20 protein-coding genes are annotated in these 21,218 nt (G+C 41.5%); 7 read left to right on the top strand and 13 right to left on the bottom strand.

Annotated features, from left to right (window positions below):
• Positions 1–348 precede the first annotated feature (348 nt).
• The 11 genes from HWQ38_RS16215 to HWQ38_RS16165 all read right to left on the bottom strand — a co-directional run bounded on the left by HWQ38_RS16215 (position 349) and on the right by HWQ38_RS16165 (position 11,140).
• Positions 349–2,316, bottom strand: coding sequence for a response regulator (locus HWQ38_RS16215; protein WP_292795176.1), 1,968 nt, complete (start codon positions 2,314–2,316; stop codon positions 349–351).
• Complete coding sequence (locus HWQ38_RS16210) at positions 2,313–2,792, bottom strand: response regulator (protein WP_292795174.1); 480 nt, start codon at positions 2,790–2,792, stop codon at positions 2,313–2,315. The genes HWQ38_RS16215 and HWQ38_RS16210 overlap by 4 nt, the downstream gene beginning before the upstream one ends.
• Positions 2,789–5,152 (bottom strand): PAS domain S-box protein, encoded by a 2,364-nt coding sequence (locus HWQ38_RS16205; protein ID WP_292795172.1) that lies wholly within the window; start codon positions 5,150–5,152, stop codon positions 2,789–2,791. The genes HWQ38_RS16210 and HWQ38_RS16205 overlap by 4 nt, the downstream gene beginning before the upstream one ends.
• A gap of 4 nt (positions 5,153–5,156) precedes the next feature.
• Positions 5,157–5,396 (bottom strand): helix-turn-helix transcriptional regulator, encoded by a 240-nt coding sequence (locus HWQ38_RS16200; protein WP_292795171.1) that lies wholly within the window; start codon positions 5,394–5,396, stop codon positions 5,157–5,159.
• A gap of 118 nt (positions 5,397–5,514) precedes the next feature.
• Positions 5,515–6,549, bottom strand: a complete 1,035-nt coding sequence (locus HWQ38_RS16195) for a pentapeptide repeat-containing protein (RefSeq protein ID WP_292795169.1) — start codon at positions 6,547–6,549, stop codon at positions 5,515–5,517.
• Positions 6,550–6,661: 112 nt separating this feature from the next.
• A complete protein-coding gene (locus tag HWQ38_RS16190; RefSeq protein ID WP_292795168.1) occupies positions 6,662–7,099 on the bottom strand; it encodes a type II toxin-antitoxin system VapC family toxin in 438 nt (145 codons plus the stop codon).
• The gene (locus tag HWQ38_RS16185) at positions 7,087–7,326 is read right to left on the bottom strand and encodes a hypothetical protein (protein WP_292795166.1); all 240 of its coding nucleotides are present in this window, start codon (positions 7,324–7,326) and stop codon (positions 7,087–7,089) included. Before HWQ38_RS16185 ends, HWQ38_RS16190 begins: the two co-directional genes overlap by 13 nt.
• A 358-nt stretch (positions 7,327–7,684) precedes the next feature.
• Positions 7,685–7,951: a type II toxin-antitoxin system RelE/ParE family toxin gene (locus HWQ38_RS16180; protein WP_292795164.1), complete on the bottom strand. Its 267-nt coding sequence runs from the start codon at positions 7,949–7,951 to the stop codon at positions 7,685–7,687.
• On the bottom strand, positions 7,948–8,187 hold the full coding sequence (locus HWQ38_RS16175; RefSeq protein ID WP_292795162.1) for a hypothetical protein: 240 nt from the start codon (positions 8,185–8,187) through the stop codon (positions 7,948–7,950). The genes HWQ38_RS16180 and HWQ38_RS16175 overlap by 4 nt, the downstream gene beginning before the upstream one ends.
• A 255-nt stretch (positions 8,188–8,442) precedes the next feature.
• On the bottom strand, positions 8,443–9,918 hold the full coding sequence (locus HWQ38_RS16170) for a pentapeptide repeat-containing protein (RefSeq protein WP_292795160.1): 1,476 nt from the start codon (positions 9,916–9,918) through the stop codon (positions 8,443–8,445).
• Between the two features lie 514 nt (positions 9,919–10,432).
• Entirely contained in the window at positions 10,433–11,140 is a 708-nt protein-coding gene (locus tag HWQ38_RS16165) for a pentapeptide repeat-containing protein (RefSeq protein WP_292795158.1), read from the bottom strand.
• Between the two features lie 123 nt (positions 11,141–11,263).
• On the opposite strand from HWQ38_RS16165, the gene HWQ38_RS16160 reads away from it, so the two are divergent.
• The gene (locus tag HWQ38_RS16160; protein WP_292795156.1) at positions 11,264–12,475 is read left to right on the top strand and encodes an FAD-dependent oxidoreductase; all 1,212 of its coding nucleotides are present in this window, start codon (positions 11,264–11,266) and stop codon (positions 12,473–12,475) included.
• A gap of 78 nt (positions 12,476–12,553) precedes the next feature.
• Here HWQ38_RS16160 and HWQ38_RS16155 read toward each other — a convergent pair whose 3' ends face one another.
• Positions 12,554–14,374 (bottom strand): tetratricopeptide repeat protein, encoded by a 1,821-nt coding sequence (locus HWQ38_RS16155; protein WP_292795154.1) that lies wholly within the window; start codon positions 14,372–14,374, stop codon positions 12,554–12,556.
• Positions 14,375–15,047: 673 nt separating this feature from the next.
• Here HWQ38_RS16155 and HWQ38_RS16150 point away from each other — a divergent pair.
• The 5 genes from HWQ38_RS16150 to HWQ38_RS16130 all read left to right on the top strand — a co-directional run bounded on the left by HWQ38_RS16150 (position 15,048) and on the right by HWQ38_RS16130 (position 18,540).
• Entirely contained in the window at positions 15,048–15,608 is a 561-nt protein-coding gene (locus HWQ38_RS16150; protein WP_292795152.1) for a DUF4334 domain-containing protein, read from the top strand.
• A gap of 190 nt (positions 15,609–15,798) precedes the next feature.
• Positions 15,799–16,053, top strand: coding sequence for a SemiSWEET transporter (locus HWQ38_RS16145; RefSeq protein WP_292795150.1), 255 nt, complete (start codon positions 15,799–15,801; stop codon positions 16,051–16,053).
• A 21-nt stretch (positions 16,054–16,074) separates the two neighbouring features.
• Complete coding sequence (locus HWQ38_RS16140; protein ID WP_292795148.1) at positions 16,075–17,730, top strand: radical SAM protein; 1,656 nt, start codon at positions 16,075–16,077, stop codon at positions 17,728–17,730.
• A 155-nt stretch (positions 17,731–17,885) separates the two neighbouring features.
• Positions 17,886–18,074 carry a CPXCG motif-containing cysteine-rich protein gene (locus HWQ38_RS16135; protein WP_292795198.1) on the top strand — a complete coding sequence of 63 codons (189 nt, stop codon included), beginning with the start codon at positions 17,886–17,888 and terminating at the stop codon, positions 18,072–18,074.
• 19 nt (positions 18,075–18,093) lie between these two features.
• Positions 18,094–18,540: an SRPBCC family protein gene (locus HWQ38_RS16130; RefSeq protein ID WP_292795146.1), complete on the top strand. Its 447-nt coding sequence runs from the start codon at positions 18,094–18,096 to the stop codon at positions 18,538–18,540.
• Between the two features lie 62 nt (positions 18,541–18,602).
• On the opposite strand, the gene HWQ38_RS16125 is transcribed toward HWQ38_RS16130, so the two are convergent.
• On the bottom strand, positions 18,603–19,421 hold the full coding sequence (locus tag HWQ38_RS16125; protein ID WP_292795144.1) for an SDR family oxidoreductase: 819 nt from the start codon (positions 19,419–19,421) through the stop codon (positions 18,603–18,605).
• Positions 19,422–20,183: 762 nt separating this feature from the next.
• On the opposite strand from HWQ38_RS16125, the gene crtW reads away from it, so the two are divergent.
• On the top strand, positions 20,184–20,945 hold the full coding sequence (gene crtW / locus HWQ38_RS16120) for a beta-carotene ketolase CrtW (RefSeq protein WP_292795143.1): 762 nt from the start codon (positions 20,184–20,186) through the stop codon (positions 20,943–20,945).
• Positions 20,946–21,218 lie beyond the last annotated feature (273 nt).

The raw sequence follows: 21,218 nt of genomic DNA, 5'->3' as shown, positions 1-21,218 counted from the left end.
ACTACTTTTTTTTGGGAAAGTACTCAGGTATAGTAAACGTTTTTCAAATTACGGGTTGTAACAGTGCCAACAATCAACAGACAAATTTAGTTATTGGTCATTGGTCATTAGTCATTGTTACTAATGACTCGAAATCCCACGGCAATTTAAGAAAACGTGCAAAGGCGGGAGCTTGTTGTCAGACAAGCGATGTTTTCGTAGCACTGGGATGAGTTAAATTTTTTTATATTTGAAAATCCGGGAATCTTTTCGGAGATATTCCAGGCAATTAAAAATGCCATATTACCTGTGAAGAATAGTTTGAAATCTGTAACATTAATAATCTTCATCTAGGTTTATCACAAACATCTAAGTAGATTCGACTAAATTAGAAATGGCCATGAGCAATTCTTCTGGGGCTACAGGTTTAACGATGTGCTGTTGAAACCCGGCTTTTAGTGCTTGCTGCTGATCGATTTCGCCTGCATAAGCTGTCAGAGCGATCGCGGGAATCTGTTTTCCGCCGCCTTGTGCTTCTAGAGTCCGCACCTGTTCTATCAGCATATAGCCGTTCATTTCTGGCATCCCAATATCGCTGAGTAAGATATCTGGCTTTGACTGTGTTAGCGCTTGTAATGCTTCATTTCCTGATGCGACTGCGGTGACGATCGCTCCAAATTGTTCCAGCACAAAGGTAAAAAAGTCGCGGGTATCAGCATTATCATCTACAATCAGAATTTGTAGACCCATCAGGGGTGAAGCGGCAAAAACCGCAGTTGAGGAATCAGCATTGGTATCATCGTTAATTGTTGCAGCATCTTTGATCAGTGGTAAGCTAACTGTGAAGCTCGCTCCTTTGTCCTCACCAAGACTTTGGGCGCCAACCGTTCCACCGTGCATCTCAACTAAGTGACGAGCGATCGCTAAACCTAACCCTAGCCCACCAAACTTTCTAGTTGTAGTACTGTCACCCTGGCGGAAATAGTCAAATACATGAGGGAGGAAGTCTGGATCAATACCCTTACCTGTATCGCTGACGGTAATCTGCGCTTGAGCGTCGATGCACTCCAATCGCACATTTACTTGTCCTCCAGTTGGGGTGAACTTGACGGCATTTAATAAAAGGTTCCAGAGGACTTGCTGTAAGCGGGCTGAATCACCCAGAACTTTCCCCACAGTCCGATCAAGCATCATCTCAATCTGAATGGCTTTTGCTTCTGCTGCCAAACGCACTGTTTCCATTGTGGCTTCAATGGTGGATGCCAGATTGACTGGGATCATATTCAGGTTGAGTTTGCCTTGGAGGATGCGAGAAACATCCAGTAAGTCTTCAATTAGTTGAGCTTGTAATTTGGCATTCCGCTCAATGGTTTGCAGTGCTTTTTTGAGTGCTTTCTCATCAAATTTACGGCTCTGTAATAGTTTTGCCCAACCGAGAATTGGATTCAGTGGCGATCGCAATTCATGGGAAAGTACTGCTAAAAACTCATCTTTTATCCGGTTAGCAGCTTCTGCTTCCGCACGCGCTAATTGCTCAAGTTGCAAAAGGCGATCGCGTTCTGATTCGGTGCGTTTGCGATCGGTGATATCTGTTAACATGGCGATCGCACCTAAGAACTGATTTTGTTCATCAAAAATCGCTCTCGCAGAAATCAGTGTCCAGATGTACGAACCATCCTTGCAACGCAATCGACCTTCTTTTAGATCACTCCCTTCTCCCTTCAGCCATTCCAGTTTCTCTTGGGCTGCTATGCCATCAGCCTGATCCATAAAATCAAATAAGGAACGACCGAGTATTTCTTCAGCCGGATAGCCCAACATCTGTGACAACCGATGATTCACATACTCTGTTTGGGTTTCTTCGTCAATCATCCAGATTCCCTCATAAGAGGTATCAACAATTCGGCGATATCTGGCTTCACTCTTCTGTAAAGACTCCTCTGCTCGCTTGCGCTCACGCCGCTCTTTAGCTGACCGCAATGCCCGTTGTACCGAGGGAACTAACCGCCCTAATCCTTGTTTTAATACATAATCGGTTGCACCGTTCTTCAAAGCTTCGATCGCTAATTCTTCGCCCAAGGCGGCAGAAACAAAGATAAAAGGAACCTCTGGAAAGCGATTTCGGGCAATTTCTAAAGCAGAAATTCCATCAAAAGATGGTAAGGCATAATCGGCAAGAATTAAATCGAAAGCCTCTGTTTCCAGAGCAGCTAGGAAGTCAGCACCGGTTTCGACTCGGATCAGTTCGCAATTAATTCCCCCTTCAGTTAGCATCGCTTCGGTAAGCTCTGCATCTAAGAGACTGTCTTCCAAAAGCAGGAAACGTAGGACATTCATTGATTGCCCTCCTCTTGACGATGAGGTGCCGGCGGTAAAGCACCAATGGGAGGCTGATTGATCACTGCCCAAAACAGTCCCACACCTTTAATAGAATCGACAAAATCATGGTAATCTACTGGTTTAACAACATAGGCATTCACCCCTAACTCATAGCATCTAACTAGGTCTGGCTCCTCACGGGAAGAGGTTAATACCACGACTGGAATCACTCGCATTAGTTGGTCAGATTTGAGTTGCGCTAGTACTTCTAGTCCATCGATTTTAGGTAATTTCAAATCCAGCAGCACTACAACAGGATAACCTTCCATTCGCAACCGAAACAACCCCCGGCGATAAAGATAATCTAGTGCTTCTTCTCCATCACGTACTACTACCACTTCGTTGGCGAGATGGTTTTCCGACAAGGCGGCTAGGATTAATTCTGCATCGTTGGCACTGTCTTCAATCAGTAGAATTCGCTTGAGTTCTTTCATTCACTCTCCTGTGTCAACAACTTAGGCAGTGAGAAATAAAAGGTGGCTCCACTGTCAACTACAGCCTCTGCCCAGACTCGACCATTATGGCGATGAATAATTCGCTTTACGTTTGCCAATCCAACACCTGTTCCTTCAAATGGTGGGTCGCTATGTAGGCGTTGAAATACTCCGAATAGCTTGTGGACATATTGCATATTAAAGCCTACGCCGTTATCTTGGACAAAAAAGATAACTTCCTTTTCATTGTCAGTACTGCCAACGGCGATTTCTGCTGGGTTTCGAGTCTGGGTGTATTTTACGGCATTGCCCATCAGGTTGCGAAGCACGAGGCGCAGCATGGAGGGGTCGCCCTGCACTTCTGGCAGTGCCTCGATCTGCCAATTGATTATGCGTCCTGGGTTTTGTGTAATCAAATCGCGTTTGACCTCTTGTACCAATTCTTCCATATTTAGGTTGATGTAGCGCATTTCGGTGCGCCCCATGCGCGAAAATGTCAGCAACTCATCGATCAGGATTCCTGCCTGTTTTGTAGTTTCGGCGATTATCCCCAAATAACGCTGACTGGTTTCATCTAAGCTGGTTGAGGTCTGCCGCTTCTGAAACAATTCGATAAATCCGGCAATGTGGCGAAGCGGTGCCCGCAAATCGTGAGAGACTGAATAGGAGAAAGATTCGAGTTCCTTGTTAGCGGCTTGGAGTTGGCGGGTGCGCTCTTGAATCCGTTCCTCCAGCATTTCGTTGAGTTGTTGCAGGGCGGCTTCGGCAACTTTGCGATCGTGAATGTCGCTAGCGATGCCCACCCACTTGATAATCTGTCCGGCGGGATCTCGAAATGGTAAACCCCGGACAATATGCCAACGATAGCTACCATCAGAAACTTGACGAAAGCGAATTTCTTCTTCGTAGTTTGTGGCGTTAGCAACAGCCTGTATCGAAGTTTTAAAGGCGCGATCGCGGTCATCGGGGTGAATGAGATAAATCCAGTTATAGCCAGTGGTCTGCTGCATTGTCAGTCCGCTATAGTCTAACCAGTATTGATTGCAATAAGTAATACCACTATCGCTATTACCCATCCAAATAGCTTGCGGCGACACTTCTGTTAAAATTCGGTATCGTTCTTCACTGTCACGTAGCGCTTCTCGTGCTAAGTTGCGATCGTGGATATCAACGCTAGAGCCGATATAGCCAAGAAATTCCCCCGTTGGTGCGAATCGAGGCACACCAGTATCCAAAACCCAACGGTATTCGCCATCAAAGCGTCTGAGGCGATATTCCATTGTAAATTTTTGTCGGGCATCAAAGGCATTTATGTATGTATCTAAGCAACGCTGAAAATCATCAGGATGAATACCTTCAGCCCACCCATTGCCCATTTCTTGCTCTAGAGTCCGCCCGGTAAAATCTAGCCAGGGTTTATTAAAGTAGTTACAAAGTGTGTCAGTGCCGGACATCCACACCAGTACAGGAGCGGTGTCTGCCATGTGGCGAAAGCGGGCTTCACTTTCACGCAACGCTGCTTGTATCTGCTGACGATCGCTGATGTCAGTGATTAAAGCTGCATACCCTTCAACTATTCCCTGTTTATTAAACTGGGGAACATAAATAGAATTAATGTAGCGTGTTCCAGCATCTTTATAAGAAATTTGACTTTCAAAAGTAACCTGCTGTCCTGCCAGTACTTGTTCCACATAGGGACGAACTACTTCATAAGCGGATTCACCCACAACTTCCCAAAGATGCTTTCCATAAATTTCTGCCGCCGGATGCCCAAACCACTCTTGATAGGCTCGGTTATTGAAACGGTAGCGTTGTTCTGAATCGACAAAGGAAATCAGAACTGGCAGCGTATCTGTAATCAGGTTAAGTTCTGTTTCTAGTTGCCGCAGTGCTTCCTGATTGGACTCTGTTAACCGACCAAACCTGATCTCGCTTTCGTGTAGTGACTTTAGACTGGCCTCGGCTTGCAGTTGGGCTGCGCGGCGTGATTCGTTGAGCCAGCTAATTAACCCTGCTGTCAGCATGAACACAACTAACGATACTAAAATATTCAAATTTGTAATGTTCAGCGAATAGAGTGGTTTGAAAAGAAAGTAATTGATTGCCAAAGTAGATAAAACTGTTGCAACTAACCCCGGAGCCAAGCCACCGTACCAGGCACTCACCATCACCGCAGCAAAAAACAGCGCCGCAGGTGTGGCGCTCAGGTATGGATTGAGTCGCAGGGTTGCCCACAGTGCTAAAGCAACGGATAGCAAAGCAATAACATAGTGCAGCAGTTGCTCTCGGATGAATGCGCCCTTGTATTTACTGTTAGCAAAGATGCTTTGGGGTTTAGATGTCCTCTGCTTATGACTCATAACCTTACTCTGCTTTTGGAAAATACTGACTTAGCAGATTTTTCCCGGTTTCACCCATTTTCAGTAACATTTCTTCTATTAGTTTTAGCGCCATCCGTGAAGGCACTGTATGCCCATTCTCCCAACGGTTGACTGTTTTGAAGGAAACTCCTACTTGAGCGGCAAACTGTTTCTGAGAAAGATTGAGTTGCTGCCGAAGCTCGCGAATTAAATCTAAAATTTCCAGCCGCTTTGTTACAGACATCTCTATATTTTATCCCCATAGGATAATTAGCATAGGACAGGTGTCCTATTTTGTCTCTCCTACTTAGGGAATATTTTCTCTGTATTAGTTCAAAGGTTCGGCGATGAAGTTCATAGGTTCAAGTTTCAGTATCTAAAGGTGAAACTTGAGCTTTCCAATGTTCGGGTAGTTGAAGATTTTCCGGTAAGATTGTTGTGCGATCGCCTTTTGCCCTTTCAATCTGGTGTTGTTCTAGGTTTTTAGCCCCAGAAAGATTTGCCCCTTGTAAATTGGCTTCAACAAGGTTTGCCAGGTGCAGGTTTGCTCCTGGAAGAAATGACCCTTGTAGGTTTGCTTTATAAAGGTTTGCTTGTTGGAGCTTGGTTCCAGAAAGGTATGCTTTTTGCAGGTTGGCTTCGGAAAGGACTACTGACCGCAGGTTAGCGTTGTAGAATTCTGCATTTTGCAATCTAGCTTGCATGAGCAATGCTCCTTCAAAATTGCTTGAAATGAAGTCTGCTCTTTCCAAATTGGCTTTAATAAGGTCTACCCCCCTGATATCGATATTACTTAAATCCAGCCTTTGTTTTTCCTGCTCATTCTCAGTATTACGGCGTCCGATAACGGTAAGGGCTGCTTGAATATCTGTGCGAATTTTTGGTGATTCCTGCTTCTCCTCTTTTTTCAAAGGCGCATTCTCTCGCACAAAAGCCGTAAGGACTTCCATGATTGTCCAGTGATCTTGAGTAGAATCTTTAGCAATTCGTTCTAGAGTATAAATTGCACCTAATCGTACTTCAATCTTTTCATTGCCAAGCTGTTCAATAGCTTTTGCAAAGCGTTCTGTGATTTGCTTGTCTTGTACTGCTTCTGCATTTCTTAAAGCAGCTTCGGCACTTTTATTTGCAGCTTCAGCACTCTTATTTGCAGCCTCGGCACTTTTATCCATAACTTCCGCACGTTTAGCTGCATAGAACGCATTGATGAATACAGCAATTCCAACAAAAATGGTTCCAGTAGTTGTTAAAGCTTTAATTCCATAATCTAACCTTTGCTCTGTTGATAAACCTTCAACATTCACAAAGGCTAAAAAAACAATAAATAAGCAAAGAATAAATATAAACGGTAGAACTATTAACCAATTTATCAGAGGGTCTGTGTTGTTATCAGACATATAGCAATCCTAGACGATTGATTTTTATAAAGGGTTTTTGCCTCAGTCGCATGAATTTTTTATTTTTGATTGCGGTTGTGAATTATATAGTGCGTAGGCATTGTTCAAGATGCTAAAACTTCACTGAGGATAAAACAACAGGTAAACCAGGAATATTATGAAAGCCTTTATCGTTGGTAATAAATTGGTTAGAATTAACAGATAAAGCTGTTGTAGCATGAATAGCATCGGGTGTTTTGAGGTTACTGATAGCCCGGAGATTCGCAGCTGGTCGTAGTATTAATTGACTAATAGGAATTAACTGTAATTGAGATGATAATAATAGTTCTTCATAGTCTGCTACTAAAGAATTATTACCATTACGCAATGGAACAACTAAAACCTCCATTAATATTAGTTCACTGCTAATGATTTGAATTTCTCCTCCATAAAACTTAGACCATAGTGGTTGCAGAAGAGAGTAATAATCAAGGTTGCCTTCAATGGTATAAATAGCCACCGAAGTATCTATATAAATAGAGCCACTTGTTGGAAGCATTAGCTGTCCCATAATAAGCGTTCTTCTTGTAGTTGTCTGTCTATATCCTCAGCAGTTCGAGAAGGGTGTCTCCTACGGCTTTCTTCTATAATGTCCAGTATAGAACGATGTTTTGGTTCAGCTTTTTCTGGTAATATCACAAATACATCAACGCTATCGCCTATTTCAGCTTCGGGAATTTCAATTTCTATTTTGTTTCCTGGTAAAACTTTGGTTCTGATACGTAAAGCTGATTGCATGGTTTTTCTCTCAACATTTATTAATACTGTAGGCAAGATTGTTCTCTTCTATATTCTCCTAAAAGCCATAGAGGGCGGCAGTACTCTCATCTATTTCTTGTTTTTCGCTAAATGAATAAATAATCTCATAAATAAAATTAGAATTATAAACAAATTTGTCGGTATGTCTGTGTTGTTATCAGACATAGCTTTAGTCTTCCTCATCTCCAGAATTATTACGGAGACTTTTGGTAAAAACTATAGCATTAAGTGAAAATGGTAGAATACGCCCAAATAACTAATGATGCGGAGATAACTTAACCAGACTGCCGCCAATCTGTCGGTGCTTCGATATAATCAGGTAGACGAGTAGTTAGTGCTAACTTTCATCCTTGTAAACCTTGCTACGATGTCCAAGTTCCACAACATTCACCACTAGAATATTATCGAAAATATCGTATATAACTCGATACTCACCTACTCTAATCCTATAAGCATTTTCTTTACCTTTTAGCTTTTTTACCCCGTTTGGACGAGGTTCTGTGGCTAAATCATCAATTTTAAATTGTATGCGTTCTTGAAGTTCTGGCAAGAGTTTTTTAAGTTGTTTTAATGCTCCCTTTAATATTTCAACTTTATAACTCACGCAACTTCCTTTTTTATTTCTAGTTTAAGTTCTTTTTTAGCTTCCTCCCATGACACTGAGCCGTCAATCTCAGCGGATTTTTTTGCAAGCTCATAGGCTTTTAAATCTTCATCTTCCTCTTCATCTTCGATTTTTTGAAGTAATGCGTAAATCTCATCTAGAGTACTGTCATAAGCTTGATTTAGCAGTACGTTGATATTTTTAATTAATTGTTCGCGTTCGTGTGCTGATTTCATTTTTAATCATCCGAGCATGGTTTGACTTTTTCTGCCACTGTCTCTAGTTTCGCCTAAAGACATCTTACCATTATCAATTATCCCGATTTATAACAGCTATAATTATTAAGCAACCTTTAAGTGTGTCTGTGTTGTTATCAGACATAGCTTTAGTCTTCTTCATGTCCAGAATATTTACGGAGACTTTGAGTAAAAACTATAGCATTAAGTGCAAACGGTAGAATACGCCCAAATAACTAATGATGCGGAGATAACTTAACTAGACTGCCGCCAATCTGTCGGTGCTTCGATATAATCAGGTAGGCGAGTAGTGCGATCGCCAAGTGCTTCTCTAATCTGCTCTAACTCTAAGTTTTTAGCTCCGGTCAAAATTGTCCCTTCCAGTTTGACATCACTGAGGTTAGCTTCGCAAAAGTTAGCTCCCATCAGGTTTGCCTGAGTCAGGTTAGCTTGATAAAAGGTTGCCCTATATAAGTTTGCGCCGATGAGGTTTGCTTGATACAGGTCAGCTTCCGTTAAGCTGGCTTCTGAGAGGTTGGCAAAATAGACTTCTGTTTGGTGGAGTTTGGCTGCATTCAAGTTAGCCCTAGAAAGATTAGCTCCATTTAGATTAGCCCCTGAGAGGTTGGCACCAATCAAACCCGTCATCTCTAGATTAGCTTTACCCAGTTTTGCTCCTTGCAAGTTAGCTAAAAACAGCTTTGCCCCAGAGAGGTTGGCGAGTTTCAAGGTCGCTTGTTGCAAGTTAGCTTTATAGAGGTTTGCTCCTTGCAGATTAGCTACACGCAGACTTGCTCCAGAGAGGTTGGCGGAACGCAGGTTTGCCCCACAGAGATTGGCGCGGTTGAGATTAGCCCAACAGAGGTTAGCTCCACATAGACTAGCTTTTAGTAATTTAGTTTCATAGAGAATAGACTTAACGAGTTTCGCGCCATTAAGGTCAGCCTCACTCAAGTCAGCTTCACGCAGGTTAGCCCCACTCAGGTCAGCCCCACGTAGGTCTGCTTGTTGCAGGTTAGCTTTGAGCAGGTCAGCTCCTCTAATGTCGATATTGCGTAAATCAAGTTTCTGCTCTTTTGGATCTTCGAGTAAATTACGCCTGCTGATGATAGTTAGGGCTGCTTGAATATCAGTGCGTATTTTTGGCAATTCTTCATGGAGGTTTTGCTCCAACTGCTGTGTCGGAGGCGACCCAGTTCTACGCCTACTTGAGTAAACTGCTGGTGAGTATTCTGCCTTTTGTTGCTCTGCTTTTACGTGCTGGATAGGTGCATTCTCTCGCACAAAAGCAGTGAGAATTTCCATGATTGTCCAGTGTTCTTGGGGAAAATCTTGAGCAACTCTTTCTAATGCATAAATTGCGCCTGTCCGGGTTTCAACCTTTTCATGACCAAGCTGGGCAATTGCCCCCATAAAGCGTTCTGCAATCAATCTGTCTTGATTGAGTTTTGTATTTTGAATGCCAATTTCGAGGTTTTTCTCAGCTGCGATCGCATTTTTCTGCATCACTTGGGCACGTTTTGCTGCATAATAAGTATTAAACATTGCTGCCAATGCTAAAAAAACTATTGCAGTAGTTGTTAATGCTTGGTTTCTATACTGGATTTTTTCCGGGATTGACAACTCTTTAATACTAGACAAGGCGAAGAAAATTACAGTCAATGACAAGCCAAATATAACTGTTATAGTTATCAACCAATTCAACAAAGCATCTGTCTTTTTAGAAGACATGGTAAAAATTTTCCTTACAACCTAGAATTATTACTTAGATGTTGGGGAAAAATAGTATAGCATTTAGCAGAAAATTATCATAGGTGTCAAGACACTCATTGAACTAGAGAATCATATCGAATATACTTGTACGCTACGACAAAAATAAACCACCCATTCCAAATCAATGAAACGCTTACGCTGTATACCTATTTGAATTTTGAATTTTGATCGGACTGACGCAAAAGTACACGCCCTCCGGGGCAATTCATGTAGCTTTAGGGACTGACAAATAAAAAAATACTCAACTACTTCTTGTGGGGTGGGCGACACGAGAGCCCGTATATAAAGGTGGGCAAGACTTCGGCGTGAGCGCTCAGTCGAACGCTGCCCACCCCACAAGATTGTGTAATTTATTTATTGGAAGTCCCTTAGCTGACCGCAGGGTATTGCCCCTACCTGAAAATAACTGTTTCGGCTATTGTTTGCCTAAGTCAAGCAGGACTTTTGAATTCCGCCTTGCGGTACTAGTGTTTTACTTAGAGAATTTGGTTTCTCTGAAGTTTGCCCCATCGAGTATGGCATCATTGAGAATTACCCCATGCAACCCAGCTAGATATAAACTTGCACGATGCAGGTTAGCTCCAGAAAGGTTAGCTTCAGAAAGGTTCGCTGCACTGAGGATTGCTCCTTCTAGGTTGGCTAGATATAAGTTAGCTCCTTGTAGGTTAGCGGCACTAAGTATTGCCCCCGCTAGATTAGCTTCTCTCAGGTTAGCCCCAGCAAGATTAGCTTGATAGAGATTTGTCTGTTCTAGGTTCGCCCCATTTAAGTTTGCTCCTCTCATGTCCGTGTGGCTCAAATCAAGTTGCTCATTTTCTGGGTCTTTGTTTGCATCTCTTCTGGCGATAACAGTCAGGGCTGCTTGAATATCTACACGAACTTTTGCTCTGAGGTTGCTGGTTACTTCCTCTTGGGGCATATAATGAGCCTTTTCTCGGACAAAAGTAGTCAGAATGTCTATGATTATCCAGTGGTATTGTGGATGATTATGGGCAATTTGCTCTAAATCATTAATTACAGCTAGACTGGTTTCTATTGTCTTATTTCCTAGCTGTTCACTTGCTATTCTTAAACGTTGTTTTGGCGACTGCTGAATTTGATTAATTTTTTCGTGGAAAGCATATATCCTAAGACATATTTTTGATAATTGACTGTTATTTGTCGGTGAAATATTTTTCATGGCATAAAAAGCATCAATAACAATTCAAAATTCAAAAACTTCGGGGACAGTTTTCTCCTACAGTCGCCGCTAGGCGAACATCAAAAATATCACAACTCAAATAGAATTGCTATTAAGTACTTCATGCAGCAAAACTTACAGCCTAAAGTCAAAGACCTAGTGCTGATTGGTGGCGGTCATAGTCATGCCATTGTCCTGAGAATGTTTGGGATGAAGCTGTTACCGGGAGTACGTTTGACATTGATTACCGCAGCATCCCAGACAGCCTACTCTGGCATGTTACCAGGACACATTGCCGGATTTTACACTCACGATGAATGTCATATTGACTTGCGACCTTTAGCGAATTTTGCTCAAGCACAGTTGTATATTGATAGAGTAGTTGCCCTAGACTTGGAAAACAACAAAGTTCTTTGTGCAAAAGGACTTGCGGTAGATTTTGATGTGCTGTCTATTGATATTGGCAGCACTCCGGCCACACTGTCTGTATCAGGTGCGGCAGAATATGCGATCGCAGTTAAACCAGTATCGCAGCTATTGGAACATTGGGATCAACTAATTGAAGCTGTAGGTAAAAATCCTCAAGAATTAATTAGGATTGCGATTGCAGGCGGTGGTGCTGGCGGTGTAGAATTGGCGCTATCGATGCAATCTCATTTACATCGGATTTTACGTCCAACTCAACAACCAATTCAAAATCTAAAAATTCATTTATTTCAGCGTGGACAAGAACTGATGCCCAATTACTATCAATCAGTGCGGCATCAACTTCAGCAAATTTTAACTGAGCGAGGTATTAAGCTCCATCTGGGGGAAACTGTGTGTAATATCGCACCTACAAAACACCAGGAAACTAAAGAAATATTTAAGATTAAATGTGAATCTGGTTTGACAGTAGAGTGTAATAAAATTTTCTGGGTAACACAAGCATCAGCACCCGAATGGTTAAAAATCGCTGGACTAGGAACTAATGAGCAAGGCTTTATTTTGGTAGAGGACACATTGCAATCTCAAACGCACCCGCAGATATTTGCTGCTGGTGACATTGCCACAATGGTAAATCATCAGCGTCCGAAAGCTGGGGTGTTTGCTGTTAGGCAAGGTAAACCTTTATTTGAGAATTTGCAGCGAATTTTATTAGGTAAGTCGCTCAAACCTTATAGACCACAGAAACAATATTTGAGTTTAATTGGTACAGGAGATCAACGAGCGATGTCTGCGACGGGCTACGCCTACGCAACACGAGGTATCATCACTTTACCACCTCACAAACTCTTATGGCGTTACAAAGATTGGATTGACCGCCGCTTCATGGAACGCTTTCGCTTTGAATAAATAAGGTAGGGGAGACGAGGAAAATAACCAATGCCCAATGCCCAATGCCCAATGCCCAATGCCCCATCCCCAATGTCTTCATTGAAGCTGTTCAATTAGCTCAATAATTTGTTGAGAATATTGGATATTTCCTTCTTGGTAATACAAGTCTGCGGATTTTTGGAAATCAGCAATTGCTCGTTGAGAGTCTCCCAGATTTTGATAGACATCTGCCCGAAGGATATAAGCTGAAGCCCAATTAGGCTGACGCTGTAAGGCTTGGTTTAAGTCTGCAAGCGCTCCTGGTAAGTCTTTTAATAAAGAACGGCTACGACCTCGATTGTACCAGTCTTCTGCAAAGCTGGGGTCGATCGCGATCGCTCGACTATAATCTTCTATTGCCCCTTGATAATCTTCTAGGGCATAGCGAGCATTGGCGCGATCGCTGTAAAATGCAGCAGATTGGGGATTAATTTGCAAAGCTTGGGTATAATCTGCGATCGCACTTTCATATTCTTCTAAAGCATAGCGGGTAGAACCTCGGTTGTAATATGCTTCAATTAAATTAGGATTAATTTCTAATGCTTGATTATAATCTGCGATCGCCCCGTGTTCATCTCCTAAAAGACGACGAGCATTTCCGCGATTGCAGTACGCTTGGGAAAAATTAGGAACAAGTTCTATTGCTTGGGTGTTATCATCAATTGCTCCCTGTAAATCTTGCAGAGCTTCGCGGGCAATACCCCGACCATAATAAGCTGCGGCTAAGTTATCATCAATCTGTAATGCCCGATTATAATCTTTAATTGCTCCTTTATGATCTCCTAAAGAACGACGAGCCGCCGCGCGATCGCAATATCCTTCTGCTAAATTAGGATTGAGTTGTAATAGGCGATTGCTATCTTCAATTGCACCTTGATAGTCTCCCAATCGACGCCGAGCATTTGCCCGAAAGCCGTATACTAAAGCTAGTGTCGGATTTTCTTGTAACGCTTGGTCATAATCTGCGATCGCACCCAGATAATCATCAAGAATACTCCGAATTAGACCCCGCTCACAATAGGCTTGCACATCATCAGGATTCAGCTTTAATGCTTGGTTAAAATCTTCAATTGCTCGGTGATATTCTTTGAGATAAGAAAGAACTAGACCCCGATTGTAATATGCTCCAGCAAAGTTGGGATTGATTTCTAGTGCGCGGTTGTAATTAGCGATCGCACTTTGATAATCTGCTAAAGCGTAGTGGGCATTACCTCGGTTATGATAAGCCTCTGCCAAGTTAGGATCTAATTGTAATGCTTGGTTATGATCAGCGATCGCTTCGTGATAATTTCCTAAGATATGATGAATATTACCCCGATTGCTGTAAGCTGCGGCAAAATTGGGATGCCATTGTAAAGCTTGCTGAAAATCTGCGATCGCTCCTTGATGATCACCGCTTTCAAAACGAGCGACACCTCGATTATGATAAGCATTGGCGATATCAATATTGATATTATCAGCTAATTGGGTACTCATTTCTATTGTTTGGATATAGTCAGCGATCGCTTTGCTGTAATCTTCTAAGGCAAAGTAAACATTACCCCGGCTGTGGTAAGATTGGGCTAAATTGGGATCTATTTGTAATGCTTGATTATGATCAGCGATCGCTCCTTCATAGTCGCCTAAAAAGTAACGTGCATTACCTCGGTGACAGTAGGCTGTGGCAAAATTGGGATTGATTTCTATAGCGCGATTAAAATCTGCGATCGCACCATGATAATCTTTGAGTTGACCACTGAGAATAATTCCTCGATTATGGTAAGCTTCAGCATGGCCAGAATTGAGGTTGATTGCTTGGGTGTAAGCTGCGAACGCATCTTGATAATTCCCTTGCAAATTGTGGTTTAATCCTTGGTTTAAGAAGTCTTCAGCATTCATATAATTTTTTGGGATTTCGACAATTCCCTAGCTTTCAGGCAACGGGATTTTTTACGATATGTTTTGAAAATAGTTCCAGTTACTATTGTGCCTCTTGTTAAGCTCGACTTTATCCAAAATTAAGAACTTGGTTCTCTTCATACGGCAAAAACCTAGCTTTTTGGCAAAAAATTATTCCACGTCAGTGATTCTCGGTTAAATCTAAAAAGTAAAGCTACCGTCACACAAAGGTTTCAGCGTCAGCTTGAGCGTTACCAAAAAATGGATAAAGTCGAGTTAAGAGGATGTTTGAAAAGTAGGAAGTAATTTCATTTTTTGAAATTATTTTCAATATTATAAGTTTTATTGATAAAACTTATTTTTATACCTATACGTACGTAGAATTTAATTAGCGTAGGCGTAGTCTGCCGCAGGTGTTACCCTGAGCCCTTCGACAAGCTCAGGGTAACACCTGCGCCGTACCACTTCGTGGAAGCAAGCTACGCGGAGCGTCTCGTAGAGAAGGGCATCGCCCTTGAGAAAAGCTTTGCGATTTACTGAATTTGTTGCAGTTCAATGGTACGGGGTAATTTAGGCTCGGAACTAATCGTCCCTAAAAATGCCTAAAAGACAATTTGCGCCTATTTAGGCGAGGTAAATGTAATAATAAAACTTCAGATGAATCAAATTGATAATGGCAGGAACAGATAAAATGCAAACATTAGAACTCTACCAGTCAATTCTTTTAATTGGTAAAACTACGACAGAAATAGCTTTACAGTTGTTTGACGCTCTTGAACCAGTGAATTTAGACTTTATGCTCGGTCGTTGGCAAGGTTCTGGACTTCATACAGATCACCCTATGGATGGCTTATTAGAAATATCTAATTGGTATGGGAAGGAATTTGTTGATCCTGAGAATGTTCACCCTTTGTTATTTTTAGATAGTCAGGAAAAAATTTTTAAGGTAGCGCCCAATGCTACTATGATGAACTTGGTTTTGAAGTTTCCGATTCCCAAAAATAATTCTTTGAAACCTTGGCTGATGCTGACTAATTCCTTAATGAAAACAGAGAAAAGTCAAGCCAGACTCCGAAGCATGGAATATCGAGGAGAAATTAGTGCCACGATGATCTATGATTATTTACCTATTAATGACTCTTTTAGGAAAGTAGATGACAATACTGTGTTAGGAATTATGGATTATAAAAACTCACCTCAACCTTTCTTTTTTGTCCTGAATCGACGTTCTTAGGTCTTTTAATTCTTCGTTCGCTCTTAGCCTTCCTGCAGGGTAGCATGTGGCGTCAGAGACTTTGAATTTTCCCCCTTAGAGTGTCGGGAAGAGGGCTAGGGGGTTAGGTCTTTCGTGGGCTTTTCCATACAACGTGAAAAGTCAGCTAAGTTTTTAACCAATAAAAACTTTATTTTATAGGTTTGTATAAATGGATTTTCTGACAATTCTCGGATTAGCTGCCGCCACACTAACCACAATCTCTTTTTTGCCACAAATGTTTAAAACGTGGCAAACAAAATCAGCAAAAGATGTTTCTTTGTTGACGCTGATTACATTCACAACTGGTGTTTTTTTGTGGTTAATTTATGGAATATATCTACAATCCTTACCGATTATTCTTGCGAACGGCGTGACATTTATTTTTAACTTGATTATTCTATGGCTTAAAATTATATATAGATAAACTTGCCTCTAAAAAACACCTGTGACATCATCTGTATTTACCTCTGAACGCCTCCTTTTCACCCCCGCCACCCCAGACACCAACGCTATCCCCATAATCTTCGCCTTTCCCAATGAATATAGCGTAGGTATCACTAGCCTCGGCTATCAGGTAGTTTGGGCAACTTTGGCAATGCGTGATGATGTGCAGGTGAGTCGCCTGTTTACAGATACTCACGAACAACTCCCCAGAACCTCGGAAATTGTCGGATTTTCGATTTCCTGGGAACTGGATTATGTGAATATTTTAAATTTGCTGGAATCTTTAGAAATTCCGATTCTGGCAACTTCTCGTGATGATTCTCATCCAATAATTTTCGGTGGTGGCCCAGTTCTCACAGCAAATCCTGAACCTTTTGCAGCTTTTTTTGATGTCGTTTTACTGGGAGATGGCGAAAACCTACTGGGGAATTTCATTGAAGCTTACAAAGAAGTGAGAAATGCTTCTAGACAAACTCAACTAAAACGACTTGCACAAATCCCAGGAATTTATATTCCCAGTTTATATGAAGTCGAATATCACAGCCTAGATGGTGCAATCAAGTCAATTAAACCAATTTCTCCCGAAATTCCCGCAGTGGTGCAAAAGCAGACTTATCGGGGAAATACTCTATCAGCATCGACTGTAGTCACCGAAAAAGCCGCATGGGAAAATATTTACATGGTGGAAGTGGTGAGAAGTTGTCCAGAAATGTGCCGTTTTTGTTTGGCGAGTTATCTCACACTGCCTTTTAGAACAGCCAGTTTGGAAGATTCATTAATTCCCGCGATCGCCAGAGGTTTAGAAGTCACAAATCGGCTAGGATTATTGGGGGCTTCTGTAACTCAGCATCCAGAATTTGAGACTTTGCTAGATTATATTAGTCAGCCAAAGTACGATGATGTCCGTCTCAGTATTGCCTCAGTGCGAACCAATACTGTAACAGTCAAGTTAGCAGAAACTTTGACCAAACGAGACACGCGATCGCTTACAATTGCTGTAGAAAGTGGTTCCGAGAAAATCCGCCAAATCATCAACAAAAAGCTGCATAACGACGAAATCATCCAAGCGGCAATAAATGCCAAAGCTGGCGGATTGAAAAGCTTGAAACTCTACGGAATGGCAGGAATTCCCGGTGAGGAACCAGAAGATTTAGAGCAAACCGTGGCGATGATGCGTAGTATCAAAAAAGCTGCACCGGGATTGCGCTTAACATACGGATGCAGCACCTTTGTACCCAAAGCACACACACCGTTTCAATGGTTTGGGGTAAATCGCCAAGCCGAAAAGCGGTTACAGTTTTTACAAAAACAGCTTAAACCACAGGGTATAGAATTTCGCCCAGAAAGCTATAATTGGTCAATTATACAAGCTTTGTTATCGAGAGGCGATCGCAGGCTCTCCCAACTTCTCCAACTTACTCGTAACTTTGGCGACTCCTTGGGTAGCTACAAACGGGCTTTCAAACAACTCAAAGGGCAAATCCCCGACTTAGATTACTACGTCCACGCCGAGTGGTCAACAGAGCAGATATTACCTTGGAGCCACTTGCAAGGGCCTTTGCCACAGTCTACACTAATAAAGCATTTGGCTGATGCTAAGAGTTATATCAATCCATCCCCCAAGGAACTACAGCCATTACTGGGAGGGACTCGGTAATAGGGGATTGGGGACACAGGAGTAGGGGAAGATAAGGGAGAAATAAATAACCAATACTTCTCTACGAGAGGCTACGCCAACGGCAAAGCTCAGTACAAGTGCCCAATGCGCCATGCCCCATGCCCAATGCCATTGAATTCATCGCTGAAAACTTGATGCAAAACACAGCTGAGTATTACTGCGCCTATTGCGGCGAACCGAACTTAACTTTTATTGATTTGAGTGCTGGAGGACAGCAATCTTACATTGAAGATTGTCAAGTTTGCTGTAACCCCAATATTTTGTATGTGCGGCTTAATGAAGATACCCTAGATATCGAGATTGATACCGAATGCGAAAGTTGAATTTTAGGTTTTTCCTTCCATGCTGTACTTTAAACATTCCTCAATAATTAATGCCCCACCAGAAGTAGTTTGGAAATTTCACGAAAGGCCAGATATTTTACAAGTGCTAAATCCACCTTGGCAGCCAATCCAAGTGGTTCGTCGTCAGGGGGTGCTGAACGTCGGCGCTATCACAGAATTTCGCCTATTTCTCGGCCCATTACCCTTAACTTGGTTAGCGCGTCATACTGAATGCGAAAAAAATCGCCTGTTTACCGACGAACAGATATCTGGGCCTTTTGAATTTTGGGTACATCGACATGAATTTGAACCGGAAGATGGCAAAACTAGGTTGACTGATGCTATCTCCTTCTCTATGCCTGGTGGAGGAACAGTAGAATTTGTCAGTGGTTGGTTAGTGCAAGTGCAACTAGAAGCAATGTTTCGCTATCGTCACTATGTCACTAAACGCGAGTGCGAGTCTTGAATGTTTCCCGAATAATTCAGTTTTAGTAACCGGTTCCAACCCTTTAGCTTATCTGGCAAAAATTAATTATCCTGATTTTTCAAGGCTTGTCGGGAAACCCACTTTACCAAACCAGGAAACAACCGATACAAAGCCTGGGAGAAATTCGCCGAACCAACCATTACTTCCGACTTCTTATTCTTGACTGCATCCCAGATAGCATTTGCCACATCTTCAGGCTTCTCCACTATCGGATTTTTGAACACATTTTCCAGTTGTTCGCGCCGACTTTGAGCCTCTTGCTCATCCTTACCCCGAAAAACTGCTCGTTCCATCAAACTACTATTAATCAAATTTGGATAAATGCCACAAACATGAATCCCTTTTGGTTGTAATTCTGCTTCTAGCGCTTGTGTTAAACCTGTCACGCCAAACTTACTAGTACAATAGGGAACCAAGTAAGGAGTAGGCACCTTACCGCCGATAGAACTTACATTAATAATGCTTCCACTTCCTCTCTGGAGCAAATGAGGCAAAAGGGCATTAATTGTGTGGATATATCCCCATAAATTAGTGTCTATAATTTGATGCCAATCACTCAGAGAAAACTGGTCTACTGGCCCCGATGCGAAGATGCCTGCATTATTTATCAACACATCGATATCACCATAATGCTCCAATGCCTTTTGCACCAAAGTCTGTACCTGAGATGCATCAGTGACATCGCAGGTAACAGTCAATGGTGCTGTACGACCAAAGCTTTGCACTTCCTGCGCTACAGCTTCCAACCGGTCAGCGTGACGAGCTGCAATTACAAGGTCATATCCTTGCCGAGAAAATAAAAGAGCTGTTGCTTTACCAATACCTTCAGAAGCACCCGTAATCAGTACCGTAGGAGCCATACTATAAACTTGAAAAATATTATTTGATCTTTCTTAGTTTGAACAATAATACTCAGAAAACCTTCTAACTTTCGTTAGAGTTTTTTTGACATCTGAAATACTATTTCCTTAATTTAAAAGTATTTCCTGACAATCTAAATCTCATCCTTTAGACTTGTTTACACTTTAATACTACAGACGGATAGATAGCTCTAATTTATTGGTTAAACATGATAAGAAACATAATTTAATTATTCAGGAAAATCGACAATGGGGGTTTACCCAACTGATGCAATAGAAAACGCATATAACCATAAAGATTGTAATGCTTTAGAGTTGGGGTTTACTCTTCAGTCCAAACTTGTCACTAATGTTTAGCTATGGTCAGCTTTGCCGCTTACCTAGTTTGATATCTCAACGACTACAGCGTAATGCGGAAATTAGTCAACTTCATACCCGACTCTTGCCGCTAATTATATTACCATCCTTTTTGCCAGCTTCGGCTGTTTAGTAAGTATATACAAAAATATTAGCTTTTATAATTACTAACCTTAGCAGTATCATCACGTATATATCAAAACTCTCAACCGAAAAGATTTTTTGGTATTGGCTTGTATGTGTAATAATAGTTAAAGTATCTTAATAATTATAAACATTTTGAAGTATTGGCATTGTCCAATGCGAAATACTGACCACTAAAAGAGTTTTCTGGCTGGCGGTTAGTAGGTTTTGTGGTGACTAAATTTTAGGAATTTTCATCTGAATACTAGGCGGAGTAAAAGCGTGATTCAATTAGAACAACCACCAAGTCATCAAACAAAACTGACCCCGGTAGTCAAAAGTAAATCTCAGTTTAAGGGACTTTTGATTGCTATTATCATTGTTAGCGTATGGGTGATTAGCCTGAGTTTATTACTATCCATTGATATCTCCAACTTAAAATTTTGGATGTTATCGCCTGTTATACTTTGGCAAACATTTTTATATACGGGATTATTTATTACATCTCATGATGCCATGCATGGGGTAGTGTTTCCCCAGAACACCAAGATGAATCATCTTATTGGGACATTAACCCTATCTTTTTATGGTCTTTTACCCTATAAACAATTATTGAAAAAACATGGGTTGCATCACCACAACCCAACAAATCAAACAGACCCAGATTTTCATAATGGTAAACACAAAAACTTCTTAGCTTGGTATTTTCATTTTATGAAAGGTTACTGGAGTTGGGGACAAATAATTGCCCTAAGCATTATTTATAACTTTGGTAATCACATCGTTCATATACCCAGTGATAATCTAACATACTTTTGGGTAATTCCTTCGCTTTTAAGTTCATTGCAATTATTTTATTTTGGTACTTTTCTGCCTCATAGTGAACCTATAGGGGGTTATATTCAGCCTCATTGTTCCCAAACGATAAGCCGTCCAATTTGGTGGTCATTTATCACCTGCTATCATTTCGGCTACCATGAAGAACATCACGAATATCCTCATATTAGTTGGTGGCAGTTACCAGAAATTTACAAAGCAAAATAGTTTTTGTTTATCTAATATAGCGGTTCCAGGTGCATGAAGTACATCAGATCAAAACCTCACCCCCAAGCCCCTCTCCGTGAGTTCGGAGAGGAGAGATTATAGTTGTACCTCATTCTTATTAGGAAAGGCTAGATCATGAAAACAATAGTCATACGGTAATATATATAGTTTGAGCCAAAAGTGTTGAATGTTAAGAGAAATCCGATAAAAACAGCCCAAAATATGTTAAATTTTGGGCGGAAGATTAAAGTATATCTATTTGATAGTGATGAT

It is taken from the genome of Nostoc sp. NMS7 (genome assembly GCF_017115085.1).
GTDB lineage: Bacteria > Cyanobacteriota > Cyanobacteriia > Cyanobacteriales > Nostocaceae > Nostoc.
The sequence above is the reverse complement of the archived record's forward strand: the minus strand, read 5'-3'. Positions and strand labels throughout refer to the sequence as shown.